14 protein-coding genes are annotated in these 13,002 nt (G+C 40.3%); 11 read left to right on the top strand and 3 right to left on the bottom strand.

The features are described from left to right. Window positions 1-156: 156 nt before the first annotated feature. On the bottom strand, window positions 157-765 hold the full coding sequence (locus QRN68_RS24120) for a TetR/AcrR family transcriptional regulator (RefSeq protein WP_285399773.1): 609 nt from the start codon (window positions 763-765) through the stop codon (window positions 157-159). A 383-nt stretch (window positions 766-1,148) separates the two neighbouring features. On the opposite strand from QRN68_RS24120, the gene QRN68_RS24115 reads away from it, so the two are divergent. The 5 genes from QRN68_RS24115 to QRN68_RS24095 all read left to right on the top strand — a co-directional run bounded on the left by QRN68_RS24115 (window position 1,149) and on the right by QRN68_RS24095 (window position 6,932). Then, complete coding sequence (locus QRN68_RS24115; protein WP_285399772.1) at window positions 1,149-2,042, top strand: NAD(P)-dependent oxidoreductase; 894 nt, start codon at window positions 1,149-1,151, stop codon at window positions 2,040-2,042. Between the two features lie 15 nt (window positions 2,043-2,057). Further along, on the top strand, window positions 2,058-3,578 hold the full coding sequence (locus tag QRN68_RS24110; RefSeq protein WP_285399771.1) for a CoA-acylating methylmalonate-semialdehyde dehydrogenase: 1,521 nt from the start codon (window positions 2,058-2,060) through the stop codon (window positions 3,576-3,578). 62 nt (window positions 3,579-3,640) lie between these two features. Beyond that, entirely contained in the window at window positions 3,641-4,957 is a 1,317-nt protein-coding gene (locus tag QRN68_RS24105; RefSeq protein ID WP_285399770.1) for a GntP family permease, read from the top strand. 12 nt (window positions 4,958-4,969) lie between these two features. Continuing rightward, entirely contained in the window at window positions 4,970-5,731 is a 762-nt protein-coding gene (locus QRN68_RS24100; RefSeq protein ID WP_285399769.1) for a 3-hydroxybutyrate dehydrogenase, read from the top strand. A 16-nt stretch (window positions 5,732-5,747) separates the two neighbouring features. Further along, a complete protein-coding gene (locus QRN68_RS24095; protein WP_285399768.1) occupies window positions 5,748-6,932 on the top strand; it encodes an iron-containing alcohol dehydrogenase in 1,185 nt (394 codons plus the stop codon). A 152-nt stretch (window positions 6,933-7,084) separates the two neighbouring features. On the opposite strand, the gene QRN68_RS24090 is transcribed toward QRN68_RS24095, so the two are convergent. Continuing rightward, a complete protein-coding gene (locus QRN68_RS24090) occupies window positions 7,085-7,219 on the bottom strand; it encodes a hypothetical protein (RefSeq protein WP_285399766.1) in 135 nt (44 codons plus the stop codon). Between the two features lie 226 nt (window positions 7,220-7,445). Between QRN68_RS24090 and QRN68_RS24085 the strand changes: the two genes are divergently transcribed. After that, window positions 7,446-7,898 (top strand): HIT family protein, encoded by a 453-nt coding sequence (locus QRN68_RS24085; protein ID WP_285399765.1) that lies wholly within the window; start codon window positions 7,446-7,448, stop codon window positions 7,896-7,898. Beyond that, on the top strand, window positions 7,891-8,715 hold the full coding sequence (locus QRN68_RS24080) for a PP2C family serine/threonine-protein phosphatase (protein ID WP_285399764.1): 825 nt from the start codon (window positions 7,891-7,893) through the stop codon (window positions 8,713-8,715). The genes QRN68_RS24085 and QRN68_RS24080 overlap by 8 nt, the downstream gene beginning before the upstream one ends. A gap of 56 nt (window positions 8,716-8,771) precedes the next feature. Here QRN68_RS24080 and QRN68_RS24075 read toward each other — a convergent pair whose 3' ends face one another. Further along, complete coding sequence (locus QRN68_RS24075) at window positions 8,772-9,593, bottom strand: hypothetical protein (protein WP_285399762.1); 822 nt, start codon at window positions 9,591-9,593, stop codon at window positions 8,772-8,774. 351 nt (window positions 9,594-9,944) lie between these two features. On the opposite strand from QRN68_RS24075, the gene fadH reads away from it, so the two are divergent. The 4 genes from fadH (at window position 9,945) to QRN68_RS24055 (ending at window position 12,838) form a co-directional block, all read left to right on the top strand. Continuing rightward, on the top strand, window positions 9,945-10,712 hold the full coding sequence (gene fadH / locus QRN68_RS24070) for a 2,4-dienoyl-CoA reductase (RefSeq protein WP_285399760.1): 768 nt from the start codon (window positions 9,945-9,947) through the stop codon (window positions 10,710-10,712). Window positions 10,713-10,965: 253 nt separating this feature from the next. Continuing rightward, a complete protein-coding gene (locus tag QRN68_RS24065) occupies window positions 10,966-11,205 on the top strand; it encodes a short-chain dehydrogenase (RefSeq protein ID WP_285399758.1) in 240 nt (79 codons plus the stop codon). A gap of 236 nt (window positions 11,206-11,441) precedes the next feature. Beyond that, the gene (gene cbpB, locus QRN68_RS24060) at window positions 11,442-11,882 is read left to right on the top strand and encodes a cyclic-di-AMP-binding protein CbpB (RefSeq protein ID WP_285399756.1); all 441 of its coding nucleotides are present in this window, start codon (window positions 11,442-11,444) and stop codon (window positions 11,880-11,882) included. 68 nt (window positions 11,883-11,950) lie between these two features. Continuing rightward, window positions 11,951-12,838, top strand: coding sequence for a LysR family transcriptional regulator (locus QRN68_RS24055; RefSeq protein WP_285399774.1), 888 nt, complete (start codon window positions 11,951-11,953; stop codon window positions 12,836-12,838). Window positions 12,839-13,002: the final 164 nt, after the last annotated feature.

Here is a 13,002-nt window from a genome sequence, read left to right as displayed (position 1 = left end):
CCCGATCACTTCTTCGGCATACCCGAGCGGTTTTGAGCGTAACCCGATCACTTCTTCGGCATACCCGAGCGGTTTTGAGCGTAACCCGATCACTTCTCCTGGCATACCCGAGCGCATTCAGTTTCCAACTATGCAAACCCTTTTACAACGAGCCATTTATTTCACTTTCAATCCATCTAATACAATAGCTGTAAATTGTGCCATTTCTATAGCTAAATCGAAGTCTTCGTTATGGATTAACCAATCATAGATGTTTGCACGCATACAACGTTGAATAACAGCCTGCATGCCAGTTACTTGTAAATCTTGACGAAACTCCCCGAGTCGAATGCCTTCCTCGATATAGGAATTAATAATTTGGAATATTTTCCTTTGTGGATTAATTAAATAATGATCTTGTTCTACTTGATTTGTCATCGCCGCAGTATAGACTGTTCTCAATAAATCTTTTCCGACAACATTTGTTAAGTACTTCATTTGTTCTTGATAAAGTAGTAGAATTTTTTCACTTGCTGGTAAAGTACGGTCAATATTTTTTTCCACCGTGCTATAAAAACTATCAAGCTCTTTAAATTTTTCTAAAATAACATCGTACTTAGATGGGAAGTGAGTGTAAAACGTTCCCTTCGATACATTACATGCTTTAGTAATTTGTTCAACAGATACATATTCAAATCCATGTTTATTAAAAAGGTCTAATGATGTTTTTAGTAATTTTTCCCGTGTTTCTAATGCTTTTAATTGACGACTAGTTAGTGAATTCATATTTCGATTATTCCTCCAAATTTAAGGCTCATCCCTATACAGTGTGGTTGATTTCCGTTCCAACTGTGGGCGTCCGATGAGGCGGTGCTTGCTGATTCCCAAGGAGTCACCCAGCCGGAACGAAAATCAACTCGGTAGTCTTAACGAATATCATCCCTAACTTTTTGTGATGAGCTGAATTTAAGTATTTTAAGATATTTTTTTATAAAAATATTCTGAAAATATAAAATTTTTCAATTGACGAGATGGATTTATTTTGATTATGATTTAATTGACCGTAGTCAATGACTGGGGTCAATTAATGAATCTTGTTATTAATGTTACGACAAAAGACTAGAGTTGGCTAGTGTTCATTAGAGTTTGAAGGAACGGGGGAGGTCAAAATGACGGAGAAATTAGGTTTTATCGGCTTAGGCAATATGGGGTTACCGATGTCGATTAATTTATTAAAAGCAGGCTATACGGTTTATGGCTTTGACACTAATTCAAAGGCAATGGAACAATTTATAGACGAAGGTGGAGTCGGACTAGCAACAGCAAAGGAAGTTGCAGAACAAAGTGATATTATCATGACGAGTTTACCGACACCTCAAATCGTGGAACAAGTGTATAAATCGGAACAGGGAATCATACACCATGCTAAGAAAGGGAGTTTATTAATAGATTTCAGTACGGTAAATCCCGAATTAAATGATTCCTTACATAAAGAAGCGCAATCATTGGGATTACGTTACCTTGGAGCACCTGTTAGCGGGGGAGTCATTGGGGCAATTCATGCAACTCTAACGATAATGGTCGGAGGAGAAGAGGAAGATTATCAAAGTGGGTCTGAAATATTCGGAATAGTCGGGAAAAACATTTATCATCTTGGGACTTCTCCAAGTGTAGGTACATGCATAAAATTACTCAATAATTTAATGATTGGCTTCTATACAGAGGCAGTCGCTGAAACGATTGTGCTTGGTGAAAAGATGGGTATCCATGCAGATACGCTGTATGAAGTTTTAAGTAATAGCTATGGTCAAAGTCGTATTTATGAACGTAATTACGTAGAATATATGAAAAATGAAAACTATCAGCCAGGCTTTTCTACAAACCTTTTATTAAAAGATTTGAGACTAGCTAAAAATATGGCAAAAGAGGCAGGGGTACCACTTCGAATCGGGGAACAGTTGGTAGATCTTTATAGTGATATTTCTCAACAGGGTTATGGAGAAAATGATATGTCTGCCGCTTATTTAAGTTTAAAAGAAAAATGCAAAATTGAACAATTTTAAAGGAGGACAAGAAATATGACAACAGCACAAGAAGTTAAAACTTTAACACATTTTATTGGTGGGGAACTAGTTGAAGGGAAAAGCGGGCGTTTCGGTTCAGTATTCAATCCAACGACAGGTGAGGTTATTGCCAAGGTGCCACTTGCCGCTGTAGAAGAAACTAGGGAGGCTATTGATAAGGCACAGGCAGCATTTCCAAAATGGCGTGATACGTCAGTAGCTAAGCGAGCAGAGGTTGTGTTAAAGTTCCGCAATCTTATTACTGAAAATATGGAGGAGCTTTTACAAATCATTTGTACAGAAAGTGGGAAAACAATTGAGGACGCAAAAGGTGAAATTACTCGAGGTTTAGAATCTGTTGACTTAGCAATCGGTGCACCTCATTTAATGAAAGGGGAGTATTCAGTAAATGTTGGCGGTCAAATCAATGCCTATTCTGCAAAATTTCCATTAGGTGTAGTAGCCGCTATTTCGCCATTTAATTTCCCAATTATGGTGCCATTAGCGCAAACTAGTATGGCGATTGCTGTTGGTAATGCAGTTATTTTAAAAGCATCTGAACGTGTTCCTATGACTGCTTTGTATGTTAGTGAGCTTTGGAAAAAGGCTGGATTACCAGATGGTATTTGGACTGTGGTAAATGGTGATAAAGATGCTGTTAATGAACTTTTAGAAAACCAAATTGTGCAAGCGATTTCATTTGTAGGATCCACACCAGTAGCTAAATATATTTATGAAACGGGGTCGAAATACGGTAAACGTGTCACAGCGCTTGGTGGAGGAAAAAACAATATGGTTGTCATGCCTGATGCAGACCTTGAGCAGGTAGCAAATGCCTTCATTGGTGCAGCGTATGGCGCAGCCTCTCAACGTTGTATGGCCATTTCTACAATTATGCCTGTTGGTAAGGCTACTGCAGATCGTCTTGTTGAAATCTTAAAGGAGAAAATCGCTAACTTGAAGGTAGGTTCATATACAAATCCAGAGACAGATTTTGGTCCTGTCATTTCACAGCAATCGAAGGAAGCGATTATTGCTGCTATCGGTCGAGGAGAGTCTGAAGGGGCAACAGTTATTTGTGATGGTCGTGAACTTGATATTGTGAAAGAATCAAAAGGATTTTTTGTAGGACCAACATTGCTAGATAACGTAAAACCTGGCATGGAAATTTATGAGCAAGAAATATTCGGTCCAGCTCGTAATGTTGTGCGTGTGGATTCATTGGATGAAGCAATCCAACTTATTAATAAGCATGAACTTGGGAATGGTGTCACGATTTTTACGAATGATGGCCTAGCATCACGTAAATTCACAACAGAAATAGATGTTGGCATGGTAGGTGTCAATGTACCGATTCCAATTCCGGTTGGATACCATAATTTCGCTGGATTTAAAGGTTCTCGTTTTGGTGAAGGGCATATGTTTGGACCAGATCAGGCACGTTTCTTCACAAAAACAAAAACAATATCAGAGCGTTGGATGGAAGGAAATGCATCGACAGCATCTACATTTGCATTCCCTAGTAATAACGACTAATACAAACGAAGAGCTGTTTTTCTTGCAGCTCTTTTTTCTAAAAGAATAAAGGGGGCAAGTGGATGTTAGAATACATTGGACTTTTTGGTAGTTTAGCTTTACTTGTGTATTTAACAATGAGGGGTGTTAATTTACTTATTTCAGCACCATTGACTGCATTGATAGCGGCTGTAACGAATGGTCTAGCATTTTTTCCACAAACAGCTGATGAGAATCAAGCTAACTTTTTAACAAGTTATATGGATGGGTTTACTGGATTCGTTGGTTCATGGTATTTAATGTTCATGGCAGGTGCAATTTTCGGAAAGGTAATGGAGGATACTGGGGCGGCTGATAGTGTTTCTAAATGGATTGTGGAAAAAATCGGGGTTAAATATGCAGCCTATGCCGTAGTACTTGCTGCAGCTGTACTAACGTATGGTGGTGTCTCCGTCTTTATCGTAGCCTTTTCGGTATATCCAATGGCTATTAGTTTATTCAAGCAAGCGAATTTCCCTCGTCGCTTTATTCCAGCAGCGCTTGGTTTAGGTTCTGTAACCTTTACGATGACCTCGGCAGGTTCACCTGAAATTCAAAACTGGATTCCTATTCAATACCTTAATACAACGCCATATGCTGGATGGCAAGTAAGTATAGTTGTTGCAATTTTTATGGCAATTGGTGGATCTCTGTGGCTAAATTGGATGATTAAACGTGCAGTAAAAAGTGGAGAAGTATTTATTGAACGATCTAATGATCCAGTTGTTGATGAATCTCGTAAGCTTCCGAGTCCAATTTTAAGTCTTGTACCACTATTGGTAGTTTTAGGTATTTCCTTTGTGTTCCATGATTCTCTTGGAACTTCAGCTTTAATTGTGGCATTAACGAGTGGATGTATTACGGCTTATTTAGTGAGCTATAAATATTCAAAATCTGTTGGAGCCACACTAGCAGCTGGTGCTATGGGTGCCGTTGTAGCTATTGCTAATACAGCAGCAGTGGTTGGCTTCGGAGGTGTGGTAAAAGCTACACCATCATTTGTGGCAACTGTTGACGTCATGACCAATATTCCTGGAAGTCCGTTAATTGGCGGTGCATTAGCCATCGCAGTAATAGCAGGTTTAACAGGCTCGGCCTCTGGTGGTCAAACAATCGCAATGCCTTTACTTGCGCCACACTATATTGACATGGGGGTTGATACCGAGGCATTACACCGTACAATTGCTATTGCGTCGGGGTCTCTCGATTCATTGCCACATGGCGGTTATGTAGTAACAACTATCAATTCTGTATGTAATGAAAAGCATAAGGATGCTTATATGCCATTTGGTGCCTTAACTGTCATTATACCGATCGTAGGTACGATAATCGCAATCATATTATTCTCACTAGGAATGTAGGAGGGATGTTAAGTGAAAGGAAAAACAGTTTTTATTACTGGAGCAGCTCGTGGTATCGGGTTATCCATGGCAATAGCGTTTGCTGAACAAGGTGCGAATGTAGTGATAACAGATATTAATGAACAGCTTTTAGCAGAGGCAATGAACAACAATCCTCAATTAACTGCATACACATGTGATGTTGCGGATGAGCAGGCAATATGTGATGCGATTGACTTTACTGTTAAAAAGTTTAAGACAATAGATATTTTAATCAACAACGCAGGGTTTCAGAATGTTTCTTTTATCGAAGATTTCGCGACAGAAATATTTGAATCAATGCAAAAAGTGATGCTTGTTGCACCTTTTATCGCAATGAAATATGCGATACCACATATGAAGAACAATAAGTTTGGCCGCATTATTAATATGGCATCCATTAATGGAGTTATTGGGTTTGCCGGGAAAGCAGGATATAATGCCGCAAAGCATGGACTTGTCGGTTTAACGAAAGTGGCCGCATTGGAGGTCGCAACGGAGGGAATCACAGTGAATGCAATTTGTCCAGGCTATGTCGATACAGAATTAGTGCGTAATCAGTTTACGGATTTGGCAAAGACAAGAGGGATTCAAGTAGAAGAAGTGCTTGAGCAGGTGCTTTATCCGCTCGTACCTCAAAAACGCTTACTAGATGTATCGGAAATTACAGGACTTGCGCTTTATTTAGCAAGTGATATGGCAAAGGGTTTAACAGGTCAAGCAGTTATTTTGGATGGCGGTTATACAGCACAATAGCTTAGGAGGGTGAGATATGATTCAAACAAAAACAATCTTCACGGTGCATTCGCCAGGAACTATCGTTTATGGACGAGATTCTTTTGAAGAAGTCGGTGTTTATGCAAAACACTTGGGGACCAAAGCGCTTATCATTAGTGATCCGATAATGGATAGCTTAGGCTTTGTTAAACAATGTAGCACTTTATTAAAAACCAATGGATTGGAAGCGGTTTCATATTTAGGCGTCACAACTGAACCTGTGGATACGTATGTGGCAGAGGGACTACGTGTTTTACGATCTGAGGGCTGTGATATCATCATTTCCGTTGGTGGTGGGAGCTGTATTGATACAGGGAAAGCAATCGCAGTAGTGGCAACGAATGGTGGCTACATTGGCGAATATATGAAAATGGCAAAAATTGCTGAGCAAGCACCGATTCCACATATTGCGATACCGACAACAGCGGGGACTGGCTCAGAAGCAACGGATGCAACAGTCATTACTAACACGACGAATGAAGTGAAAATGATGATTAAGCAGCCTGCATTTATGCCAAATGTAGCGATCGTAGACCCGATTTTAACGGTTACATCTCCACCCGCCATCACTGCAGCGACTGGTATTGACGCGTTAAGTCATGCGATTGAGAGCTATTTATCACGTTTAGCACATCCTTACTCGAATGTACTTGCACGATCAGCGATGGAGTTAATCGTTAATAATATGTTAAAAGTTTATGAGCACGGTAATGATATTGAAGCTCGTGAGGCGATGTCGCTAGGCTCAATGCAAGCAGGTCTTTCATTCTCCAATGCTTCTGTTGCATTAGTACATGGTATGTCTCGCCCAATAGGAGCCCTATTCCATGTACCACATGGTATTTCAAATGCCATGCTCTTGCCAGCAGTATTAGAATTTTCAAAGGATTCTTGTGTCGATCGGCTTGCAGATTTAGGTGAATTTTTCAATAAAGATAAAGAGCCGTTATCTCAAGAAGAGCTTGCCGATTTAGCTATAGTTTCAATTAAGGAAATGTGCAAGAAGATGGATATAGGTAATTTACAACAATGGGGAATAGACGAACAAGCCTTTTACGCAGCTATTCCAAAAATGGCTGCTGATGCAATTGCCAGCGGTAGCCCTGGAAATAATCCTAAGGTGCCGACATATGAAGAACTAATTGAGCTTTATAAAATTGCTTATCATTATGAGTTTTAAGAATTCAAGAAAGAACTGTCTAAAGTAGAGTTACAAATCATATGTAATTTGTAACTCTATTTTTATTGCTTAAAATCAATTTATTGGTTCATTACGAAAGTTGTGGATGACATTTGTTGATGTGGAGGCTAGGCTGGGCGACTCCTTTGGGATCAGTCACAGATGAGACCCTGCAGCGCAAGCGAAGCAGGTAGGGGAATGAAGGCTAAAAGCATCACGTCCTTTGATAACGCCTTCGTGACCAACATCCTGTTGCTGCCGTACACTACGCTTTCTAGCAAAAACATCTACTGCTGCCGCTACGCTTTCGCACAGAAAACATTTGCTGCCCTAACGCCCCTAGGAGATTTATCGAAACAAAATCGCTCTTTATCGAAACTATTTGAGCTTTTATCGAAACAAAATCGCTCTTTATCGAAACTATTTGAGCTTTTATCGAAAAACAAGCTCTTTCTATCAAATTATTTGATTTATGTTATAATTTTGAAAATATATACAAAGGAGAGGGATTAAATGGAAGAATGTTTTATTTTTAATAAACACACGGGTAACATCCAAACTTCAGGGGTCATGATTTATGAAGACGAATATGTTTATGTTGGACATATTGATAAAAATGGAGCACCCAATTATTTAGGTCATATTATGATCGATTTAAAAAGACATGTTCCTACTCTAGGAGATATGACTATAGAAGAAGCAAAAGCATTTGGCGTTATTATGGCTAGGGTCAGTAAGGCAATAATGGAGTGTGAAAAGGCTGAGCATATCTACTCATTGGTTTCTGGAAACTCAGTGCCACATTTGCATATGCATTTAGTTCCACGATACCCTAATACCTCTAAACAGTATTGGGGACCAGATGCTGTTTATGATTGGGAAAATGCTCCGATGGGGGACAATAGCGAAGTTGTTAAACTTTGTACACGTATAAAAATATATCTGGAGAATCATGCAGATGAGTAAATCAATAGAAGAGTTTAGCTGGGTAGGTAGCCAAGAAAACTTTATTGATCATCCAAATCTTTATCCAATTAAACATGTTATTGTGGGACGCTATGGTGGTAATTCCGATGCAGGACAATATAAAAATGAAGATGGTTGTTTAGTATGGCTAGATGAAAAGGAAGATTGGGAATTTACTATTTTACTGGATGCTCATAATTCAGCTGAGAGTGCTCAAATAATTACCGAACAATTTTTTTATCATAAAAATGAAATAAAACATTTATTATCTTTACCAACAAACCATCAAACCTTTAAAAGAATTGAGGAGAAGATTTTAGCTATATTTCAATCTGAAGAGTTCTTATCTGTTTGCAGGAATATTACGGGAGAAACAGCATGTTTAATTGTCGTAAGAAAGGATAAATATGTGTGGTGGTTTTCAGTTGGAGACTGTGTTCTTTATTTATTTCACCAAGAACTGGCTGCACTAGGTCAGTATCAATTAAATCAAAGGCAATTTTACGAATGGATAGGACAAGTCAATACGTTTGAACAGGACGTCCCTTGCTATAGTGTTGGCATTAAAGAATTAAGAAAAGGAGAAAATCGTCTTTTTCTCACTACAGATGGCTTAATTGAATGTCCAGGTGAGCCGTATTCTAACCCTATTAACATTTATAATGCCTTCCTTAACTCTACTGATAAGGAAAGCATTTGGTCAATGTTAAAGAATATTAGACGTAATGGTGTAAGGGATAGCACGACCATCGTTTTTTGGAAAGTTACTATTTCAAAGGAAGCCACTAGAGCAAGTGATCAAGAAGCAAGTTCGTAGTTGATTTTAATAATGGTGACTTTGATAAATGTTCACAAAGGGAGAATACTTGCGCGTCAAGGATGAATACCCGCGGAAGAGAGGGAAATACCCGCGCGCAGCAGGAGAATACCCGCGAAAGAGAAGTAAATACCCGCGCGCAACAGGAGAATACCCGCGGAAGGGAAGGGAATGTCCGCGTCAGGAGGATACCCGCGGAAGAGAAGCGAATACCCGCGCGCAACAGAAGAATACCCGCGGAAGAGAGGTGAATACCCGCGCGCCAGGAGAATACCCGCGGAAGAGAAGCAAATACCCGCGCGCCAAGGATGAATACCCGCGGAAGAGAGGTGAATACCCGCGCGCAACAGGAGAATATCCGCGGAAGAAGTAAATACCCGCGCGCAACAGGAGAATATCCGCGGAAGAAGTAAATACCCGCGCGAAAAGGGAGAATACCCGCGAAAGAGAAGTAAATACCCGCGCGCAACAGGAGAATACCCGCGGAAGAGAAGTAAATACCCGCGCGAAGCAGGAGAATACCCGCGAAAGAGAAGTAAATACCCGCGCGCCAGGAGAATACCCGCGGAAGGGAAGGGAATGTCCGCGTCAGGAGGATACCCGCGGAAGAAAAGCAAATACCCGCGCGCACCAGGAGAATACCCGCGGAAGAGAGGGAAATACCCGCGCGCAGCAGGAGAATACCCGCGGAAGAGAGGGAAATACCTGCGCGCCAGGAGAATACCCGCGGAAGAGAGGGAAATACCCGCGCGCAGCAGGAGAATACCCGCGGAAGAGAGGGAAATACCCGCGCGCCAGGTGATACCCGCGGAAGAGAGGGAAATACCCGCGCGCAGCAGGAGAATACCCGCGAAAGAGAAGTAAATACCCGCGCGCAACAGGAGAATACCCGCGGAAGGGAAGGAAATACCCGCGCGCAGCAGGAGAATACCCGCGGAAGAAGTGAATACCCGCGCGCCAGGAGAATACCCGCGCGAAGCAGGAGGATACCCGCGGAAGAAAAGCAAATACCCGCGCGCAGCAGGAGAATACCCGCGAAAGGGGGAAAACCCCACGCGCTCCAGAAGATCCCCTGTATTTATAATATAGTTGTCACCTCCATCCTTTCCCTCGCTTCAATCAAGAAAAGAATTCTACATGTATTTTGTAGAATTAATATGACATATGAAAGAAAATATAGTAATATTTTAAGTGAATCATCATTCATTTTTACGAAGGGGAGATCTTAAATGTTGCAGGGGAAAACAATTATTATTACTGGTGGATCAAGTGGAATGGGTCTTTATATGGCAAAGCAATTCGTTACTGAAGGTGCAAATGTTGTTATTACTGGTCGTAATGAGGAGCGATTAGCGGAGGCGAAAGCTTTTATTTTAGAGGCTGGAAAAACGATTGAAACATTTCAAATGGATGTTCGAGTGCCAGAACATGCAGAGGCAATGTTAGCATTTGCTGTTGAAAAGTTTGGACAGGTTGATGGGCTTGTGAATAATGCAGCCGGCAATTTTATAGTGCATGCGGAGGATTTATCACCAAATGGCTGGAAGGCAGTTATTGATATTGTTTTAAATGGGACATTCTTCTGTTCTTCTGCAGTCGGTAAGTATTGGATTCAAAATAATATTAAAGGGTCGATTCTTAATATGGTCGCGACTTACGCATGGAATGCAGGGGCTGGTGTTATTCATTCAGCGGCTGCGAAAGCAGGTGTATTGTCGTTGACTAGAACGTTAGCTGTTGAATGGGGTAAACAGTATGGAGTTCGAGTAAATGCAATTGCTCCTGGTCCAATTGAGCGTACAGGTGGTGCAGAGAAGCTCTGGGTGTCAGAGGCTGCTGCCGCTCGAACGTTAGACTCTGTTCCGTTAGGCCGTACAGGTACTCCTGAAGAAATAGCTGATTTAGCAACATTTATGATGTCTGATAAGGCAAGATATATGAACGGTGAATGTGTGACACTTGATGGCGGGCAATGGCTAAATCAGTATCCATTCTAACTAGGAGTTCAATATAGGATGTTAGCCTAAAATCATCGCATCCTTGCGATAATTGCTAACTGACCTGCATAGGTAAAAACGCCACGTCTTGTGGCATTACCGAAAGGGCCAACATCGTGTCGGCCCTTGTGCAGGCAGAAGCACAAAGCCGATTCCGGACGCGATGATGTCGAGGCATAATTGATAACAAAAATCTTTGCATAATGGGGAGCTGGGTTGACGCATACTAAGGGTAAAGAAAGGAGTTTTGCCTATGGGTATGTGGTTAATACCGGCTCTTATTGCCATTACGATTATTGCTGTCATTTCGCTTGTGTCAACGTTGAAAATTGCCAAAATGACGTCTGAACGGAAATCAGAAAAGGATACACCGATTTCAGAAACCGTTGAAGAATATACAACTATGCTAAACCCAATTGTTTGGGTATATGGCATTTTTCTACTCTTCTTAGGCATAATGATTTTTTATTACTGGAGTAAGACAGGTTATTAAATAAATATTGTCTTCATTCAGTACATATTATGCTGAATGAAGATCCTTCTTTAAACCTCGAAATCCCCCTTTACAAGCTGTTTCCGATACTTAGTTTTCTTCAAAATGCTAAAATAATTCGTTGTTCTGGAAAAACTCTTCTCGGCCTTGTCGTGGTCATAAAAGGAATAGTTATGATATGATAAAAGGGAAGCATCCTGTTCTGCAAAGCAAGGACAGAAAAGGAGAAGAAGTTCATGATTTCAACTAACAGTAAAGGCTTATTAGCAATGCCAATTAGTGATTTTATTATTTCGTCTGAAAAGGTTGCGCATGTACAGAGTGGAAATAATGCGGAACATGCCCTCCTAGTACTTACACGTACAGGGTATTCGTCGATACCTGTTTTAGATTTGAAATATCGACTTCAAGGTTTACTAAGCATGAAAATGATTACTGAATCCATTCTTGGACTAGAACATATTGAATATGAAAAGCTACCCGATATTAAAGTGGATACAATAATGGATAAAGATATCGCTGTATTAAAGTTGACGGATACTTTTCAGCGAGCGCTTGACTTAGTTATTAATCACGCCTTTTTATGTGTTGTGGACGAAGAAGGAACATTTGCGGGAATATTAACGAGACGTGTTATTTTAAAGCAATTGAAAAAATATATTTATCAAAAAGAGTAGTAGTTTAAGAGGGGACTCAGATGAAAATCATGAGGCCCTCTTTGCTTGTATCGGAGGTTTACTGATTGATGGCAACGGAGGCTGAAATTTTAAAAGTACTAGCAGAGGAAAGGAATATGCGTAAAGCAGCAGAACGTCTATTTTTATCCCAACCAGCGCTTTCTCAACGGTTGCAAACAATTGAAAAGGACTGGGGCGCACAGTTATTTATTCGTTCGCAAAAAGGACTGACAGCGACACCTGCTGGAGAGCAAGTTATTGCCTATGCAACTGACATGCTAAGCAAAAAAGAAGAGATTTTTGAAACTATCCAATCACTAACGACAAAAGTAAACGGGACTTTGAAAATTGCCTGTGCATCTATTGTTGGTCAAAACTGGCTTCCCAAAATTTTAAAGGATTTTGTCTCAAAATATCCAGAGGCAAAAATTTCTCTTATGACCGGCTGGAGCTCTGAAATTGTAAAAGCACTTTATGAAGGTGAGGCTCATATTGGAATTGTGCGTGGGCAGGTTGATTGGAAAGGGGAAAAAATTCACCTTTTTCGTGATACCCTTTATTTAGTAGATAAAGAGGTAAAAACGATTGAAGATGTTCTGACGACAGAGCGACCTTTTATTCAATTTAAAAGTGACTCCAATTATTATCAGGAAATTCAGCAATGGTGGCAACAGCATTTCGCTTCAAATCCGAGCAAACAAATTTTAGTTGATCAGATTGAAATTTGTAAGCAAATGGTATTGAACGGCATCGGTTACGCTATTTTACCTTCAATCACTTTAAATGAACACGATGGTATTAATAAAATAGCATTAACTAATAATGAAAAAGAATTTGGTTTAACTCGTGATACATGGTTAATAGGCTATGAATCCTCATTTCAATTACGACAAGTAGAAGCTTTTGTTGAAGTGGTACAGGATCATGCACGATGTTTGTTTGATTACACGAAATAAGATCAAGGCAGTCTCAAGTGATTCACTCGGGACTGTCTTTTTTTATGGATGCTCACCGTAACGTGTGGTTGATTTCCGTTCAGACTGTGTGCTTTGTTGCTGTCGCTACGCTTTCGCACAGATAAAACAATTGTAGCTGACGCTTTGCTTTCGCACAGATAAAA

The sequence above is a fragment of the Lysinibacillus sp. fls2-241-R2A-57 genome (genome assembly GCF_030209535.1).
Taxonomy (GTDB): Bacteria; Bacillota; Bacilli; order Bacillales_A; family Planococcaceae; genus Lysinibacillus.
The sequence above is the reverse complement of the archived record's forward strand: the minus strand, read 5'-3'. Positions and strand labels throughout refer to the sequence as shown.

Coding starts and splice junctions, on each gene's coding strand:
- QRN68_RS24110 (WP_285399771.1), top strand. CDS start 2,058: ATGACAACAGCACAAGAAGTTAAAACTTTAACACATTTTATTGGTGGG.
- QRN68_RS24105 (WP_285399770.1), top strand. CDS start 3,641: ATGTTAGAATACATTGGACTTTTTGGTAGTTTAGCTTTACTTGTGTAT.
- fadH (WP_285399760.1), top strand. CDS start 9,945: ATGTTGCAGGGGAAAACAATTATTATTACTGGTGGATCAAGTGGAATG.
- cbpB (WP_285399756.1), top strand. CDS start 11,442: ATGATTTCAACTAACAGTAAAGGCTTATTAGCAATGCCAATTAGTGAT.
- QRN68_RS24065 (WP_285399758.1), top strand. CDS start 10,966: ATGGGTATGTGGTTAATACCGGCTCTTATTGCCATTACGATTATTGCT.
- QRN68_RS24120 (WP_285399773.1), bottom strand. CDS start 765: ATGAATTCACTAACTAGTCGTCAATTAAAAGCATTAGAAACACGGGAA.
- QRN68_RS24095 (WP_285399768.1), top strand. CDS start 5,748: ATGATTCAAACAAAAACAATCTTCACGGTGCATTCGCCAGGAACTATC.
- QRN68_RS24080 (WP_285399764.1), top strand. CDS start 7,891: ATGAGTAAATCAATAGAAGAGTTTAGCTGGGTAGGTAGCCAAGAAAAC.
- QRN68_RS24085 (WP_285399765.1), top strand. CDS start 7,446: ATGGAAGAATGTTTTATTTTTAATAAACACACGGGTAACATCCAAACT.
- QRN68_RS24055 (WP_285399774.1), top strand. CDS start 11,951: ATGGCAACGGAGGCTGAAATTTTAAAAGTACTAGCAGAGGAAAGGAAT.
- QRN68_RS24115 (WP_285399772.1), top strand. CDS start 1,149: ATGACGGAGAAATTAGGTTTTATCGGCTTAGGCAATATGGGGTTACCG.
- QRN68_RS24090 (WP_285399766.1), bottom strand. CDS start 7,219: ATGTTTTTGCTAGAAAGCGTAGTGTACGGCAGCAACAGGATGTTGGTC.